General features: G+C 61.6%; 15 protein-coding genes. 9 read left to right on the forward strand and 6 right to left on the reverse strand.

Going from position 1 to position 16,514, the window contains the following annotated elements:
* Positions 1 to 34: 34 nt before the first annotated feature.
* The 4 genes from EFD56_RS21760 (at position 35) to EFD56_RS21775 (ending at position 5,068) form a co-directional block, all read left to right on the forward strand.
* Positions 35 to 1,402: a glutamine synthetase family protein gene (locus EFD56_RS21760; RefSeq protein ID WP_004668503.1), complete on the forward strand. Its 1,368-nt coding sequence runs from the start codon at positions 35 to 37 to the stop codon at positions 1,400 to 1,402.
* 205 nt (positions 1,403 to 1,607) lie between these two features.
* A complete protein-coding gene (locus EFD56_RS21765; RefSeq protein ID WP_085742909.1) occupies positions 1,608 to 2,993 on the forward strand; it encodes an aldehyde dehydrogenase family protein in 1,386 nt (461 codons plus the stop codon).
* The gene (locus tag EFD56_RS21770; RefSeq protein WP_126906254.1) at positions 2,990 to 4,141 is read left to right on the forward strand and encodes an iron-containing alcohol dehydrogenase; all 1,152 of its coding nucleotides are present in this window, start codon (positions 2,990 to 2,992) and stop codon (positions 4,139 to 4,141) included. Before EFD56_RS21765 ends, EFD56_RS21770 begins: the two co-directional genes overlap by 4 nt.
* Positions 4,142 to 4,369: 228 nt before the next feature.
* The gene (locus EFD56_RS21775; RefSeq protein WP_004668509.1) at positions 4,370 to 5,068 is read left to right on the forward strand and encodes a ParA family protein; all 699 of its coding nucleotides are present in this window, start codon (positions 4,370 to 4,372) and stop codon (positions 5,066 to 5,068) included.
* Positions 5,069 to 5,241: 173 nt separating this feature from the next.
* On the opposite strand, the gene EFD56_RS21780 is transcribed toward EFD56_RS21775, so the two are convergent.
* The gene (locus tag EFD56_RS21780; RefSeq protein ID WP_037112843.1) at positions 5,242 to 6,642 is read right to left on the reverse strand and encodes a L,D-transpeptidase; all 1,401 of its coding nucleotides are present in this window, start codon (positions 6,640 to 6,642) and stop codon (positions 5,242 to 5,244) included.
* A 255-nt stretch (positions 6,643 to 6,897) separates the two neighbouring features.
* Here EFD56_RS21780 and EFD56_RS21785 point away from each other — a divergent pair, with 255 nt between their 5' ends.
* The 3 genes from EFD56_RS21785 to EFD56_RS21795 all read left to right on the forward strand — a co-directional run bounded on the left by EFD56_RS21785 (position 6,898) and on the right by EFD56_RS21795 (position 8,565).
* Positions 6,898 to 7,737 (forward strand): DUF4432 family protein, encoded by an 840-nt coding sequence (locus tag EFD56_RS21785; RefSeq protein ID WP_126906256.1) that lies wholly within the window; start codon positions 6,898 to 6,900, stop codon positions 7,735 to 7,737.
* 72 nt (positions 7,738 to 7,809) lie between these two features.
* Positions 7,810 to 8,148, forward strand: a complete 339-nt coding sequence (locus EFD56_RS21790; RefSeq protein ID WP_012484529.1) for a protein tyrosine phosphatase family protein — start codon at positions 7,810 to 7,812, stop codon at positions 8,146 to 8,148.
* Positions 8,149 to 8,220: 72 nt separating this feature from the next.
* Positions 8,221 to 8,565 (forward strand): RidA family protein, encoded by a 345-nt coding sequence (locus EFD56_RS21795; RefSeq protein ID WP_004668514.1) that lies wholly within the window; start codon positions 8,221 to 8,223, stop codon positions 8,563 to 8,565.
* Positions 8,566 to 8,604: 39 nt separating this feature from the next.
* Here the strand turns inward: EFD56_RS21795 and EFD56_RS21800 are convergent, their stop codons facing one another.
* The 4 genes from EFD56_RS21800 to EFD56_RS21815 are packed head-to-tail and all read right to left on the reverse strand — an operon-like array spanning position 8,605 to position 13,398.
* On the reverse strand, positions 8,605 to 10,263 hold the full coding sequence (locus EFD56_RS21800) for a thiamine pyrophosphate-binding protein (RefSeq protein ID WP_085742905.1): 1,659 nt from the start codon (positions 10,261 to 10,263) through the stop codon (positions 8,605 to 8,607).
* Entirely contained in the window at positions 10,260 to 11,462 is a 1,203-nt protein-coding gene (gene caiB, locus EFD56_RS21805) for a succinate--glutarate CoA-transferase (RefSeq protein WP_085742904.1), read from the reverse strand. Before caiB ends, EFD56_RS21800 begins: the two co-directional genes overlap by 4 nt.
* Positions 11,463 to 11,478: 16 nt before the next feature.
* Positions 11,479 to 12,435 (reverse strand): DMT family transporter, encoded by a 957-nt coding sequence (locus EFD56_RS21810; RefSeq protein ID WP_126906257.1) that lies wholly within the window; start codon positions 12,433 to 12,435, stop codon positions 11,479 to 11,481.
* 33 nt (positions 12,436 to 12,468) lie between these two features.
* Positions 12,469 to 13,398, reverse strand: coding sequence for an alpha/beta fold hydrolase (locus EFD56_RS21815; RefSeq protein WP_085742903.1), 930 nt, complete (start codon positions 13,396 to 13,398; stop codon positions 12,469 to 12,471).
* A gap of 227 nt (positions 13,399 to 13,625) precedes the next feature.
* Between EFD56_RS21815 and EFD56_RS21820 the strand changes: the two genes are divergently transcribed.
* Both EFD56_RS21820 and ettA read left to right on the forward strand, forming a co-directional pair.
* Entirely contained in the window at positions 13,626 to 14,366 is a 741-nt protein-coding gene (locus EFD56_RS21820) for a ribonuclease T2 family protein (protein WP_012484524.1), read from the forward strand.
* A 98-nt stretch (positions 14,367 to 14,464) separates the two neighbouring features.
* On the forward strand, positions 14,465 to 16,114 hold the full coding sequence (ettA, locus tag EFD56_RS21825) for an energy-dependent translational throttle protein EttA (protein WP_004668527.1): 1,650 nt from the start codon (positions 14,465 to 14,467) through the stop codon (positions 16,112 to 16,114).
* Positions 16,115 to 16,176: 62 nt separating this feature from the next.
* On the opposite strand, the gene EFD56_RS21830 is transcribed toward ettA, so the two are convergent.
* A partial coding sequence (locus EFD56_RS21830; RefSeq protein WP_164736853.1) for an IS3 family transposase occupies positions 16,177 to 16,514 on the reverse strand: 338 nt, incomplete at its 5' end.

Consider the following 16,514-nt stretch of genomic DNA (forward strand, 5'->3'; position numbering starts at 1 on the left):
GATTTTCTCAATTCCAATTTCAGGCGGATCAATCATGAGCAGCAGCTACACAATCGACGATCTCAGGAAGGATGTTGCCGAAGGCCGCATCGATACGGTTCTGGCCTGCCAGGTGGACATGCAGGGAAGGCTGATGGGCAAGCGCTTCCAAGCCGAATATTTTGTCGAGAGCGCCTGGAAGGAGACGCACAGCTGCAACTACCTGATTGCCACGGACATGGAGATGGAGACCGTCTCCGGCTACAAGGCGACGAGCTGGGAAAAGGGTTACGGCGACTATACGATGAAGCCGGATCTCGCGACGCTGCGCCGCATTCCCTGGCTTGAGGGCACGGCGCTCGTGCTCTGCGACGTGCTCGACCATCACACGCATGAGGAGGTCGCCCATTCGCCGCGGGCGATCCTGAAAAAGCAGGTGAAGCGCCTCGAAGACATGGGCATGAAGGCGTATATGGCGTCCGAACTCGAATTCTTCCTGTTCGACCAGAGCTATGAGGCGGCACATGCGGCAGGCTACCGCAACCTCAAACTCGCCAGCGCCTATAACGAGGACTATCACATCTTCCAGACCACCAAGGAGGAAGAGGTGATGCGGGCGATCCGCACCGGGCTGCAGGGTGCGGGCATTCCGGTCGAGAATTCCAAGGGCGAGGCTTCGGCCGGCCAGGAGGAGATCAACGTGCGCTATGCCGACGCGCTCGCCATGGCCGACCGGCATGCAATCATCAAGAATGGTTGCAAGGAGATCGCCTGGTCGAAAGGCAAGGCCATCACCTTCCTTGCCAAGTGGAATTACAATGCTGCCGGCAGTTCCTCGCACATCCACCAGTCGCTCTGGAGCCTGGAGGAAAAGCCGCTGTTCTTCGACCATACCGGCAAATACGGCATGTCGCCGCTGATGCATAATTACGTTGCCGGGCTTCTCGCCCATGCGAGCGAGATCACCTATTTCCTGGCGCCGTACATCAATTCCTACAAGCGCTTCATGGCCGGCACCTTTGCGCCGACCAAGGCGATCTGGAGCAAGGACAACCGCACCGCCGGCTACCGCCTCTGCGGCGAGGAGACCAAGGGTATCCGCATCGAGTGCCGCGTCGGCGGCTCCGATCTCAACCCCTATCTCGCCTTCGCCGCGCTGCTTGCCGCCGGCATCGACGGGATCGAAAACAAGCTGGAACTCGAAGCGCCGTTCGTCGGCGACGCCTATGGCGGCAAGGATATCCGCGAAATCCCGCGCACCCTGCGCGCGGCGGCGACCGCGATGACGGAATCGGCAATGCTGCGCAAGGCGTTTGGCGATGAGGTGATCGACCACTACACCCGCGCTGCCGAATGGGAGCAGGAAGAATACGACCGCCGCATCACCGATTGGGAAGTGGCGCGCGGGTTCGAAAGAGCTTAATAGGCATTTTGCGGGCTTGCCCCTCACCCTAACCCTCTCCCCGCTTGCGGGGAGAGGGGACGTGCCCTGCGAGATGTTGGCGAGGGACGGAGAGGTTGCGGTTATCCCCCCTTCGCCCCGTTTACGGGGAGAAGGTGCCGGCAGGCGGATGAGGGGCTATGGGCCTCGACGGAATTTTTGATCAATACGAGGATGGAAATCGATCATGGCAATGATCCAATGTATTTCACCGGTCGACGGATCGGTTTACGCGGAGCGTCCGGCGCTTTCGCTCGATGCTGCCAAGGATGTGGTGGCGCGCGCCCGCAAGGCGCAAAAGGCTTGGGCGAAACGGCCGCTCGAAGAGCGCGTGCAGCTCGTGCTTAAGGGCGCCGCGCGGCTGAACGAGATGTCCGATGTCGTGGTGCCGGAACTTGCCTGGCAGATGGGCCGGCCGGTCAAGTACGGCGGCGAATATAAGGGCTTCAACGAGCGCTCCAACTATGTCGCCTCAATCGCGGCCGATGCGCTGGCACCCCTCGTCGTCGAGGAGAGCGACCGTTTCGAGCGGCGCATCGAGCGCGAGCCACATGGCGTCGTCTTCGTCGTTGCGCCCTGGAACTACCCTTATATGACGGCGATCAACACGATCGCGCCGGCGCTGATGGCCGGCAATACGGTGGTGCTGAAACATGCCTCGCAGACGCTGCTGGTCGGCGAGCGGCTGGTGCAGGCCTTCGTTGAAGCCGGTGTGCCGGAGGATGTGTTCCAGAACGTCTTCCTTGATCACGAGACGACCTCGGCGCTGATTGCCGCCGGCAGCTTCAATTTCGTCAACTTCACCGGATCGGTCGAAGGCGGGCGTTCGATGGAGCGGGCAGCTGCCGGCACCTTCACCGGCCTCGGCCTTGAACTCGGCGGCAAGGATCCGGGTTACGTCATGGACGACGCCGATCTCGAGGCCGCCGTCGATACGCTGATGGACGGCGCCACCTATAATTCCGGCCAGTGCTGCTGCGGCATCGAGCGCATCTATGTGCACGAGTCGCTCTATGACGCCTTTGTCGAAAAGTCGGTCGCCTGGGTGTCGAACTACAAGCTCGGCAATCCGCTCGATCCCGAGACTTCCCTCGGGCCGATGGCGAACAAGCGCTTCGCCAAGGTGGTGCGCGAGCAGATCGCCGATGCGGTTTCCAAGGGCGCCAAGGCGCTGGTCGACCCGAAGCTCTTCCCAAGGGATGACGGCGGCGCCTATCTCGCACCGCAGATCCTCGTTGATGTCGACCACTCCATGGCCTTCATGCGCGAAGAGACCTTCGGTCCGGCGGTCGGCATCATGAAGGTGAAGAGCGACGCGGAAGCGCTTGCCCTGATGAACGACAGCCAGTACGGGCTGACGGCCTCGCTCTGGACGAGCGATGCCGAACGGGCAGCGCGGGTCGGCCGCGAGATCGAAACCGGCACCGTTTTCATGAACCGCGCGGACTATCTCGATCCGGCGCTCTGCTGGACCGGCGTCAAGGAGACCGGCCGCGGCGGCTCGCTGTCGATCATCGGCTTTCAGAATCTGACGCGTCCGAAATCCTATCATCTCAAGAAGGTCACAGCATGAGCAGCAACATCACCGCAAACTGGAGCTATCCCACGTCTGTCAAGCTTGGCCGGGGCCGCATCAGCGAACTGGCCGACGCCTGCAAGAGCCTCGGCATGAGGAAGCCGCTGCTGATCACCGATCGCGGCCTTGCTTCGATGGCGATCACCAAGAACGCGCTCGATGTCCTCGAAGAAGCGGGCCTCGGCCGGGCGATCTTCGCCGATGTCGATCCGAACCCGAACGAGAAGAACCTCGATGCCGGCATCAAGGCCTTCCGTGACGGCGGCCACGACGGCGTCGTCGCCTTCGGTGGCGGATCAGGCCTCGATCTCGGCAAGTGCGTCGCCTTCATGGTCGGCCAGACGCGCCCCGTCTGGGATTTCGAGGACGTCGGCGATTGGTGGACGCGTGCGAGCCTCGAGGGCATTGCCCCGATCGTCGCGGTGCCGACGACGGCCGGTACCGGCTCGGAAGTGGGGCGCGCCAGCGTCATCACCAATTCCGAAACGCATGTGAAGAAGATCATCTTCCACCCGAAATTCCTGCCCGGCGTTGTGATCTCCGATCCGGAACTGACGGTCGGCATGCCTAAGATCATCACAGCCGGCACCGGCATGGATGCTTTCGCGCATTGCCTGGAGGCCTATTCCTCGCCCTTCTATCACCCGATGTCGGCTGGCATCGCGCTGGAGGGCATGCGGCTCGTCAAGGAATTCCTCCCGCGCGCCTATCGGGAAGGCACTGATCTCGAAGCCCGCGCCAACATGATGGCCGCCGCCGCCATGGGCGCGGTCGCCTTCCAAAAGGGGCTCGGCGCCATCCATGCGCTGTCGCACCCGATCGGCGCCGTTTACAACACCCATCACGGCATGACCAATGCGGTGGTGATGCCGGCGGTGCTGCGCTTCAACCGTGCTGCAATCGAAGAGAAGATCGGCCGGGCCGCCGCCTATCTCGGCATATCGGGCGGTTTCGACGGCTTCTACGACTATGTGCTGAAGCTTCGCTCCGATCTCGGCGTGCCGGAAACGCTGACGGCAATGGGAATCGCCTCCGACCGCATCGAGGAATTGTCGGCCATGGCGATCGAAGATCCGAGTGCCGGCGGCAACCCGGTTGCCATGACGCTCGAAAATACCAAGGCGCTGTTTAAGGATTGCTTCTGAGATCAGCGGAGCTGACCGCAGATTGGCCCGGAGAACCCTGGTTCTCCGGGTTTTTCGTTCTTACGGGCACCCTGAATTTTAGGGATGTGAAAAATACAGGCTGCAATTTCGCCGCGCGTGTTTGGAATTTGTTAACCATGATTAGAAAGGATGGATTAACCGCACGATGCTCCGATGGTGCGTAAAAGAGCGATTTCGGCTCGCACCATTTCCTTCCGAGGACTGAATATGCCTGTCATCACATTCGCAAATACCAAGGGCGGCGCCGGCAAGACCACCGCTGTTCTCCTGCTCGCGACCGAGCTTGCCCGCAAGGGTTACCGCGTCACCATTCTCGACGCCGATCCGCAGCACTGGATTTCGCGCTGGCACGAAATTTCAGGTTACGTGCCCAATGTTTCCGTGATCGATTTCGTGACCACCGCTTCGCTGCCGCAGCATATCAGCGAGAACAAGCATAATACCGACTATTTCATCGTCGACCTGCCGGGTGCGCGCAACCCACTGCTTGCCACTGCGGTCGGCCTTTCCGACCATGTGCTGATTCCGATCCAGGGCTGTGCGATGGATGCGCGTGGCGGCGCGCAGGTGCTTGAGCTGCTGCAATATCTGGACGAGAAGGCGGGAATCAAGATCGGCCATTCCGTGGTGCTGACCCGCGTCAATTCGATGGTGACGACCCGGGCGCTGCAACTCGTCAAGTCGCTGCTCAGCGAGCGGCATGTGCCGGTGCTCGACACCGCGATCATCGAACGTTCGGCCTTCCGCGACATCTTCGATTGTGGCGGCACGCTGCACACGATCGACCCCTCGCGCGTCAGCAATCTCGACAAGGCGCGTGAGAACGCAACCTGTTTTGCCGAGGAAATGATGCGCAAACTGCCGGTCCGGCTGCCGGCTTCGGTCCGCATGGCGACGGCCGCCTGACTAAAGCGCGTCGCGATCTTTCAGATTCGCTCCTTGCGCTTTAGTTCTTTGTTTACGCATGTCGTTGACGCAAAACCGCTGCACACTTTTGCGCGACATGCTTTATCCCCTGCGATGAAACGAAAAAGGCCGCCGGAGCGATCCGGCGGCCTTTCATATTGCTGCGCTGTGGTTCAGTCGACGAATTCGACCGTCACGCCCGGCTTGACCATTTTGGCAAGCTCAGTCGCGTCCCAGTTGGTCAGGCGGATGCAGCCGTGGCTCTGGGTGCGGCCGATTTTCGAGGGCTCCGGCGTGCCGTGGATGCCGTAGGTCGGCTTGGAGAGCGCCATCCAGACCGTGCCGACGGGGCCGTTCGGGCCGGGCGGAATGTTGAGGATCTTATCGTTGGCACCCTGCTGGAAATTGATCTTCGGATTGTAGGTGTAGCCGGGATTGAATGCGACGCGCTCGACCGTCACGGTGCCCGAGGGGGAGGGCGTGTCAGTGGAGCCGATCGAGGCCGGGTAGGCGGCAAGCAGATTGCCGGCGCCGTCATAGGCGAAGACCTGTTTGCGGGCCTTGTCGGCGATGATGCGGGCCACCTCACCGGATTTCGTTTCGCCGGGATTGACGACCTTGATCACCGTGCCGGGGACGCTGAAATCGGCGCCGGGGTTCATTTCCTTGAGGAAAGCCTCATCCATGTGGAAGCGCTCGGCCAGCATTTCCGTGATCGAGGTATAGGCCAGCGACGGCAGAAGCGCCTTATGCGAATAGTCTTCCGGGATCGCTGCAACGAAGGGGCCGGCGGCATCGGCGGGCGTGATCGTATAGCTGACGACGGGCAGGCCGCCGTTCATGCGCAGCTCTTCGAGAATGGCATCAGTGTCGTTGGGGTCGAGCTTTGACCCGGTCATCTGGTCGTAAGCATAGATCCCCTTGGTGACGTTCGAGCCCATATGGCCGTCGATGACGCCGGGAGAGATGCCGGCGCGGTCGAGGAAGACCTGCAGCGCGACGATCTCGGGCTTCGACTTGTTCTTCAGCGTGATGACAGGCTCGTCAGGCGCGGCCGTCGGCGCATCGGCGGGCGGGATCTGCTGATCGGGATCGATCGAGGCGTAATCGTCGCCCGACTGCGGATTGCCGATGCTGTTGTCATCGGGATAGGGCTCCTCACCGAGCGGTTGGCGTTCGATCGCTGCGTCGCGCGGAATGCCGCCGGTGACGGCGCCGCGTTCAGCATAACGCGGATCGCCATAGGAATTATCGTCGGCATAATAGGGATCGTTGCCGTTCTGGTCGGCATCGGCGCCGCGCGGGCCGGGTCGCGGCGGGTAATAGCCGCGGGCGCGCATCTCGGTGGCGACGACATTGCCGTAGGCGTCGATCAGCACGCGATTGCCGCTGCGGTCGCGGGCGTAGATATAGCCGCGCGGGACATAGTCGAGGATTTCGCCGGTCGGCGTGACCAGGACGACGTCGCTCTGCCGGCGGTCACGAAACTGCTGCGCGCCTGCCTGCGGTGCCGCAGCCGCAAGGGCTGCCAGCACGGCCGCAAGCGAAAATGCCGACTTCAAAAAGCGATTCACGTCTCACACCTCGAACAGTGACTGGGCCGACACACACCCGCGAATTTTGACGCTAGTGTGGAATTTATGAAACCGTGCTGAACAAAATATGAAAATCCCTAAGATTTCCTTTTACTCATAAACGTTTGCGTCTCTGCGTCAGTTCCGCAAAATCCATGGTTGCGGCAAAAACACAAGGGGCGAAAAGCGCCCGATTGACGAAAGAGGACTCAAAACCTAACGCTACGCCGGCCGATAAATCCCTGGGAGACTGCGATGATCGAATTTGCCGCCGCAAGCGGGCCGCGCCTGATGCTCGATGAAACATCGGTGCTGGACATCGCAGGATGCATCGTCGAGGGCGTCGACATCGCCCCGAAGCGGGCCATTCCCGATGATGGCGATCCGCGAATCGATCACTCCCTCGAAGGCTTCCTCTTTACCTGCGGGCCGGACCATATCCGTCACCGCCAGCCGATCGCCGGGCGGGCGGGCGGCAAGGTCTATCCGTTGCACGGATCGGCCTCCGGCCATGCGGCCAAGGTGCTGTGGACGAGGTATGAGAACGGCAATGCCGAATGTCGCGCTGATATCGACATTGTAACCGTCGAGGGACTGTCGCAGCGCATCGAGCGGCTATGGCGGATCGATGGGGCGACCGGCGAGGTTCGGCTCGAGGACCGGGTCGTCAATACCAGCGATCGGACGGTGCCGACCTTCCTCATGTATCACATGAACACCGGCGGCAAATGGCTGGACGAGGGCACGCGGCTCGAAGGCCGGATGCTGGAGAATGGCGGTTTCCCCTGGGCGTTCGGCGAGGAGCCGGGCGGCATCTTCTGTGTGCCGGCGCCGGCAACGGAAGACGGCCTAGCGGAAGTCCGCCTCGGACCGATTGCGGCGATCGGCGGCAGGACGCTCCACGTGCGCTTTCACGCCGACACGCTGCCCTATCTGCAGGTCTGGCGGAACCAGAAGGCGCCGGCCCATATTATCGGCATCGAGCCGGTGTCGCATCGCTGGGTCACGCGTGACGAGCTCGAGGCGGCCGGCGAATTCAATATGCTGGCACCAGGTGAAAGCCGCAGCTACGTGCTGAGCTTTGCCTTCCTCTGAGTGAAGTTTTGTTGACGCTCGCCGGCCTCCGTCGTAGACCTTCAGCCCACGATTTAATGAGGAGACAGGACGATGGATATTCGCCAGATCGACGATGAATATTCGGTCTCGGGCCAGATTACGCTCGAGGACCTCGACGAGATCAAGGCGCTGGGGTTCAAATCGATTGTCTGCCACCGTCCAGACCATGAGAGCCCCGATCAGACCTCGTTCTCGGTCATCGAGGCGCGCGCGAGAGAACTCGGCCTCGAGATCACCCATGTGCCTGTCGGGCCGATGGGCGTGACCGAGGAGGCGGTGCAGGGCATGGTCGATGCACTCGACGAATTCCCGCGGCCGATGCTCGGCTATTGCCGCTCAGGCGCCCGCTCGACGGCGATCTATCAGAAGACCCACCATATCCGCAGCTAGGCCCGTTCCGGCTGCCGATTTTTCGGCGCTGCACGGCAGCGCCATCACTTTCCATTCACTCAGGAGACTATGATGAGCATTAAGCGTATCGACGTCGGCGCACGCATGAGCGGCGCCGTCATTCACGGCAACACGATCTATCTCGCAGGCCAGGTCGGCGAGGGCGAAAGCGTCACCGATCAGTGCAAGTCCGCACTTGCCGAGGTCGATCGCCTGCTGGCCGCATCAGGCAGCAACAAGTCGAAGATCCTCCAGACCCTCGTCTATCTCTCCGACATCGCATATTTCGCCGAGATGAACGCCGCCTGGGAAGCCTGGATCGATCCGGCCAATCCGCCGGCCCGCGCCACCAGCGAAGCCAAGCTCGCAGCGCCGAAATACAAGGTCGAGTTCATCGTTACGGCCGCGATCGACTGACGTATCGGTCGTTCTGTCTTAGAAAGCCGGTGGGGAAACCTACCGGCTTTTTGTTTGCGCGATTTCCGACAGCGTCCGTGTCGGCGTAATTGCCTCAGGATCGAGTTTGACTTCGATAATTGCCGGCTTGCCGCTGCGGCGCGCCCGCTCGAAGGCAGCGGCGAATTCCTCCGTCCGCTCCACCGTCTCGCCATGGCCGCCATAGGCGCGGGCAAGGGCGGCGAAATCGGGATTGGTGAGATCGGTGCTGCTGACGCGGCCGGGATATTCGCGCTCCTGATGCATGCGGATCGTGCCGTACATGCCATTGTTGACGACGATCGCGGTGATCGGCAGGCCGTAGCGGATGGCAGTGGCGAATTCCTGGCCGTGCATCATGAAGCAGCCGTCGCCGGCAAAGCAGATGACCTCGCGCTCGGGAAAGAGCCGTTTGGCGGCCACCGCCGCCGGCAGGCCGTAGCCCATCGAGCCGGAGGTGGGGGCGGCCTGGGTGTTGAAACGGCGGAAACGATGGAAGCGGTGCAGCCAGGTGGCGTAGTTGCCCGCGCCGTTGGTGAAGATCGTGTCCGGCCTGGTATTGGCTTCCAGCCATTCCATGACCGGGCCCATATGGACGGCGCCCGGACCAGTTGCCGGCGGTTTCGACCAGGAAAGATAGGCCTGGTGCATGCGCTCAGTGCGCTCCGCCCAGTGCGGCTCGGCCGGCGCTTCGAGATCGGCGAGTGCGGCGACGAAATCGGCAGGAGCGGCGCAGATGGCGAGATCCGGGCGGTAGACGCGTCCCAGTTCGGAAGGATCGGGATAGACGTGCACCAGCGATTGCTGGGGGTAGGGGATATCGATCAGCGTATAGGACGAGGACGGCATTTCCGACATCCGGCCGCCAAGAAGGATCAGCAGGTCGCTTTCCTTTATCTCCTTGGCGAGGACAGGATTGATGCCGATGCCGACATCGCCGGCGTAACAGGGATGGAGATGATCGAACAGCATCTGCCTGCGGAAGGAGCAGCCGACGGAAAGCTGAAAACGCTCGGCAAATCCTGCAAAATCGGCGACGGCATCTTCATCCCAGCGCGTGCCGCCGAGGATCACCATCGGCCGCTCGGCCTTCAGCAGTCTTCTATAGAGATCGTCGATCTGGCTGCGGCCGGGATGCGCCTCGACGCTCGTGTGACGCTTGGCGCCGGGCGCCTCGACTTCGTCGCGCAGCATATCCTCCGGCAGCGTCAGCACCACGGGGCCGGGGCGGCCGGAGGTGGCGATCGCAAAGGCGCGGGTGACGAATTCGGGAATCCGGGCGGCATCGTCGATCTCGCCCACCCATTTGGCGAATTCAGTGAAGGCGCGGCGGAATTCGACCTCCTGGAAGGCCTCGCGCTCGCGGGCTTCGCGCTGCACCTGACCGATGAAGAGGATCATCGGGATCGAGTCCTGTCTTGATATATGCAGGCCGGCTGAAGCGTTGGTGGCGCCGGGGCCGCGGGTGACCATGCAGATGCCGGGTTCGCCGGTCAGCCTGCCCCAGCAATCCGCCATCATCGCCGCTCCGCCCTCCTGACGGCAGACGAGGACGTCGATATCGCTATCGCGCAGGGCATCGAGGACCGCAAGAAAGCTCTCGCCGGGCACGCAGGAAAGGCGTTTGACGCCATTGGCTTTCAGCGCCTCGACGATCAGTTCTCCACCGGTCCTCTTCATGACGATGCCTCCCTCTCGCGCTCGGCGAGCTCCGCCAGAATTTCTTCTCTGTGTTCGTCGAGGCGCGGGCTCGGCCTGACGTAATGCAGCGGCGTCTCGGACAGCACCACCGGCGTCCTGACCCCCGGGATGAGTGTGCCCGCGGCATCCGCAAGGTCGACGCGCAGACCGCGGGCGCGCACCTGCGAATCGGCGAACATTTCCTCGATCGTATTGATCGCGCCGGCAGGAACCCCGTTCTCCTCACAGGCCTTCAACAGATCCGCTTTCTGCCATTTCAGCGTCTCGGTCGAAACGAGCCGGCGCAGTTCGGCCCGATTGCCGACCCGGGCCCTGTTGGTGGCGAAACGTTCGTCGCCGGCAATCGCCTCAAGGCCGAGGATGCCGCAGAGGCGAGCGAACTGGCCGTCATTGCCGACGGCAAGAATGAGGTAGCCATCGGCCGCCGGCACGACCTCATAGGGCGAGATATTCGGATGGGCGTTGCCGAGCCGGGTCGGTGCAGCGCCGGAGACGAGGTAGTTCATGTTCTGATTGGCGAGCACGGCCGATTGCACATCGAGCAGCGCCATGTCGACCAGCTGGCCTTCGCCTGTTTTCAACGCATGGATCAGGGCCGCCTCGATCGCCGAGACGGCATAGATGCCGGTGAAGATATCGGCGATCGCCACGCCTGCCTTCATCGGCTGGCCGTCCGGCTCGCCTGTGATCGACATGAAGCCGGACATGCCCTGGACGATGTAATCGTAGCCGGCCAGATTGGCATAGGGGCCGGTCTGGCCGAAGCCGGTGATCGAGCAATAAACGAGCTTCGGGTTTAGTTTGCGCAGGCTGTCGTAATCGAGCCCGTATTTGACGAGTCCGCCGACCTTGAAGTTCTCGATCACTACGTCAGCAGTGGAGACCAGCCGGCGGACGAGATCCTGGCCTTCCGGGCTTTTCAGGTCGGCGGCGATGGAGCGTTTGCCGCGATTGGCGGCATGGTAATAGGCGGCCGAGAGATTTTCGCCGTCGGCACCTTCGACAAAGGGCGGGCCCCATTGGCGCGTATCGTCGCCGCCATCGGGATTTTCGACCTTGATGACATCGGCGCCGAGATCGGCGAGCATCTGTCCGGCCCAGGGACCGGCGAGCACGCGGGCGAGCTCGATCACCCGGATACCGGCAAGCGGCGGTTTTTTCGTCAGGCTCTCGGTCATGGTCTTCCCAGGCAATCTACGGCGCCAGCGTCACCTCAGATGTATCGGATACGGGTTTGGAAGCAAAGCGGCGCTCGCGCCAGAGGATGTAGATGCCGGAGGCGATGATGATCATGATGCCGAGCCATTTGATCGCATCCGGAAAGTCGCCGAAAACAAGCCAGGCAAAGATCGTGGCCGAGACGATCTCGAAATATTGCAGTGGCGCCAGCGTCGAAGCCGGTGCGGCGCGATAGGCGTAGACGCCGAAGATGCCCGCTATCGCGGCCATGGCGCCGACGCCGGCGACATAGAACCAGGCGTTGCCTACGGGCATGACGGGATCGAAGATATCGGAGCCGCTGCCATCGCCGGCAAAAAGCAGGACGGCGCAGAAGATCAGGCCCCAGATGCCCATCTGAAACTGCATTGCCCAGGGATCTTCCTTGTGCGACAGGACGCGCGTCATCAGCACGAAAATGGCGATGCAGAGCGCGGTGAGGACGGGCAGGAGCGCGATGTAGCCGACTTCGTTGAAACTCGGCTGGATGATCAGCATCGCCCCGAAGAAGCCGACGCCGCAAGCGGTATAGCGCCGCCAGCCGATCGTTTCCTTCAGGAAAATGCCGCCGAGGATCGTCACGATGATCGGCTCGACGAAGAAGATCGCGATTGCGTCGGCGACCGCCATATATTTCAGCGTGGTGACGAAGCAAATCATCGAAATGGTGATGATCAGACCGCGGATGGCATGGAACAGGCTCTGGCGCCAGGAGAAATCGTCAAAGCTGCGCCGCCATATGACGATCGGCAGCATGCAGAGAGCCTGCACCACGAAGCGGCCGGCGGTGACCTCGGCGGAGGGCACGGTGACGACGGCGAGCTTGGCGAAGATGTCGATGAGCGGCGAGAACATCACCGAAAGAAACATGAGCGCAAGCCCCATCGTCACGTCGGAGGGGGATGAAACGGGCCGGGCGGAGGTGCTGTTCATGGTGGGATTCTCGTCATCCGGGATTTTGGCCGTTCAGCTTTTGCCGACCGCGCCGTCACACCAGTCCGCGAAGGCGGCAATGGCCGCCTCTGCGCCGGTGTCATTCAGCGTTTCGTGCCGAATGTCCTGATATATCTCAGTGCTGATACGGGAGAAGCCCTGGCGTTTCAAATGGTTTGACAACCAGATCACGGCTTTTCCTCGCTCGGTCGCCGGATCTTCTCCGCCGCCGACCAGATGGATCGGCAGGTCGCGCCGCAGCCGGTCGAGATGCATCTTTTGCGGTGCGCGAAAGGTTAGTTCGAAGACATCGAGCCAGAGTGAAATCGAGGCGTCGAAGCCGCAAAGAGGGTCGGCGACATATTTGTCGACTTCGTCAGGCTTCTGCGAAAGCCAGTCGAATTCCGTGCGGCGGTTGGCAATGGACCGGCCCCAGGCGGCGAAAGTGAGTTTCGGCAGGAGGCCGCTCGGCACGTCCGAGCCTTTCAGCATGCGTTCGGCGATGAGGATCGCCTGGGCGGCGCGGCCGGTAAGGCTGACGGCGAAATTGGAATTCCAGACGGCGACCGCGTCGAAGTCGGCCGGGGCGGTGACGCCGGCATTGAGCGCAATGAGACCGCCCATCGAATGACCGAAGAGGATGACTTTCAGGCCCGGATGGCGCGAGACCGCGTGAGCGCGCATGGCGATGATGTCGCCGATCACCCGCTCGACGCCGTTGCGCCGCGCGAAGCGGCCGATCGGGGCATCGGGCGCTGTCGTCTCGCCATGGCCACGGTGATCGTGGGCGTAGACATGATAGCCGCGCGCCGCCATCGCCTCGGCAAAGCGGCAATACCGCTTCGAGTGCTCAGCCAGCCCATGCGATATCAACAGAATGCCGCAGGCGGGGCCGGTCGCCTCGGCATGGTGATAGGCCAGCGATGCTCCCGGCACGGAGAGCCATTGCGTTTCAGAAAACATTCGGATCCTCCCAGCCGCAGCAGAGCAGATCGCTACCGCATAATTTCTTAATGCGAAATCGATTTGAGGATTCATGCTTCAACTCAAAGTGATGGAACGTCCTTTGTGTGACTTTAAAGCGTTAGAAGCAATCGATAACAAAATACGGGAACGTTGCGATTCAGGGTTGCTGATGTTTACTCTTTGTGCTTATCTGTTCGTGCATTGTTCTTATATGGGGGTTGAAAATGAGCAGCATGCAGTTGCGTACCTTGACGTTCGCCGTATCGATAGCCCTTGCCGGCGCCGCCATGGCGCAGGAGGCCGACGGACGCACCCGTTTCATTCTTGCGGCGAGCTGGCAACCCGCCTTCTGTCAGACGAACCAGAAGAAGGCCGAATGCGCAAGCCAGACCGGCGAGCGCCACGACGCAACGAATTTCTCGCTGCACGGCCTCTGGCCGATGCGGCAGGATTATTGCGGCGTCAGCGACGACCAGAAGGCTGCCGACAAGGATGGTAAATGGGCTGCATTGCCGGAAGTGACGCTTTCGGCCGAGACGCAGGCGGCGCTGGCAAAGGCGATGCCCGGCACGCAGTCCGGCCTTGAACGGCACGAATGGACAAAGCATGGCACCTGCACGAAAATGAGCGCGGAAGATTATTTCGGCGTCGGCCTCCATCTCGTGGGTGCTCTCAACGCATCGGCCGTGCGTGACCTCTTCGCCGCCAATATCGGCAAGACGGTCAAGTCCGATGCGATCAAGGCGGCTTTCGACAAGAGCTTCGGGCCAGGTGCGGGCGACCGCGTCAAGATGAGCTGCCGGCGGGCCGGCAATGTCAGGATGATCAGCGAGCTGACGATCGGCCTGTCCCAGGATGCGGGAACGGCGTCGGCGAAAAGCGGCGCTCTCGGCGATCTGATCCAGGGGGCGGGAAAAACCTCTTTCGGCTGCGATGAAGGTGTCGTCGATGCAGCGGGCTTCTGACCGGAATCCTGCCTAAACCGGGTTTCGGCGTTGCCCACAGGCGCTGTTTCGCCTACATAGCGGCACGAAACGAAGTTTCCCGCCCGGAGCAGCGCAGCATGGCACGTCAATTCATCTATCATATGTCCGGCCTCAACAAGGCCTATGGCAACAAGAAGATCCTGGAGAACATCCACCTTTCCTTCTACCCGGACGCCAAGATCGGCATCCTCGGGCCGAACGGCGCCGGTAAATCCACTGTGCTGCGCATCATTGCCGGCCAGGACAAGGAGTATACCGGCGAAGCCTGGCTGGCCGAGGGTGCCACGGTCGGCTATCTCGAGCAGGAACCGCATCTCGACCCGAACAAGACAGTGTTCGAAAACGTCATGGAGGGCGTTGCCCCGAAGACGGCGATCCTCGATCGCTACAATGAATTGATGATGAACTATTCCGACGAGACCGCGGAAGAGGGCGCCAAGCTTCAGGACATCATCGACAGCCAGAACCTCTGGGATCTGGAAAGCCAGGTCGAGATGGCGATGGAAGCCCTGCGCTGCCCGCCGCGCGACGCCGAGGTCACCAGCCTGTCCGGCGGCGAGCGCCGCCGCATTGCGCTCTGCCGCCTGCTGCTTTCGCAGCCGGATCTGCTGTTGCTCGACGAACCGACCAACCATCTCGACGCCGAAACCATCGCTTGGCTCGAAAAGCATCTGCGCGACTATCCGGGCGCCGTGATGATGATCACCCACGATCGCTACTTCCTCGACAATGTCACCGGCTGGATCCTCGAACTCGACCGCGGCCGCGGCATTCCTTACGAGGGCAATTATTCGGCCTATCTGCAGGCGAAGGCCAAGCGCATGGAGCAGGAAGGTCGCGAGGAGGCCTCGCGCCAGAAGGCCATCAGCCGCGAACGGGAATGGATCGCGTCCAGCCCGAAGGCGCGTCAGGCCAAGTCCAAGGCGCGTATCAAGTCTTACGAGCAGCTGGTGGATGCCGCCGAGAAGCAGCGTCCCGGCGACGCGCAGATCATCATCCCGGTCAGCGAGCGCCTCGGTCAGGTGGTCATCGAGATGGAGGGCATCACCAAGGGCTTCGAGGGCCGCACGCTGATCAACGACCTGTCGATCAAACTGCCGCCGGGCGGTATCGTCGGCGTCATCGGCCCGAACGGCGCCGGCAAGACGACGCTGTTCAAGATGATCACCGGCCAGGAAAAGCCTGACAGCGGTTCGATCCGCATCGGTGAGACCGTGCATCTCGGTTACGTCGACCAGAGCCGCGACGCCCTGGCCGGCGACAAGACGGTCTGGGAGGAAATCTCCGGCGGCGCGGAAATCATCAAGCTCGGCAAGTTCGACATGAACTCCCGTGCCTATTGCGGCGCCTTCAACTTCAAGGGCGGCGATCAGCAGCAGAAGGTCGGCAATCTCTCCGGCGGTCAGCGCAACCGCGTTCACCTCGCCAAGATGCTGAAAGCCGGCGGCAACGTTCTGCTGCTCGACGAACCGACCAACGACCTCGACACGGAAACGCTGGGCGCGCTGGAAAACGCGCTGGAGAACTTCGCCGGCTGCGCCATCATCATCAGTCACGACCGCATGTTCCTCGACCGTCTGGCTACGCACATTCTCGCCTTCGAAGGCGAAGGCCATGTCGAATGGTTCGAAGGCAACTTCGAGGATTATGAAGAAGACAAGGTCCGTCGTCTCGGCCCTGATGCCCTCAACCCTGGCAGCCAGGCCCATAAGCGCCTGACGCGCTGATCGTCCTTCTTTTGGACTGAGAAAGCCCCGGTTCGTGAACTGACCCCCAAAAGTTGGAAGGTCTAAAGGCTGGGGAGATTTAGGGGCTGGGTCCTGTATTGTACAGGGCTCAGCCCTTTGAGTTTCAGTTTGATACGCTGATGATTATAGTAGTTGATGTAGTCTGCCACCCCATCTTGCAGGCTCTTGACGCTGTCAAAGTCGTTGGGGTGGAAGAACTCGGATTTGAGAATGGCAAAGAAGCTTTCGATGGCAGCATTGTCGAGACAGTTGCCCTTGCGTGACATGCTCTGATTGATGTGACGTTTCTGAAGCATGCGCTGCCAGGCCGGCATCTGGTAGTGCCATCCCTGGTCGGAATGCAGGATCGGCCGGTCATCGTCTTGCAAACGGCTCACGG

The sequence above is a fragment of the Rhizobium phaseoli genome (assembly GCF_003985125.1).
GTDB lineage: Bacteria > Pseudomonadota > Alphaproteobacteria > Rhizobiales > Rhizobiaceae > Rhizobium > Rhizobium phaseoli.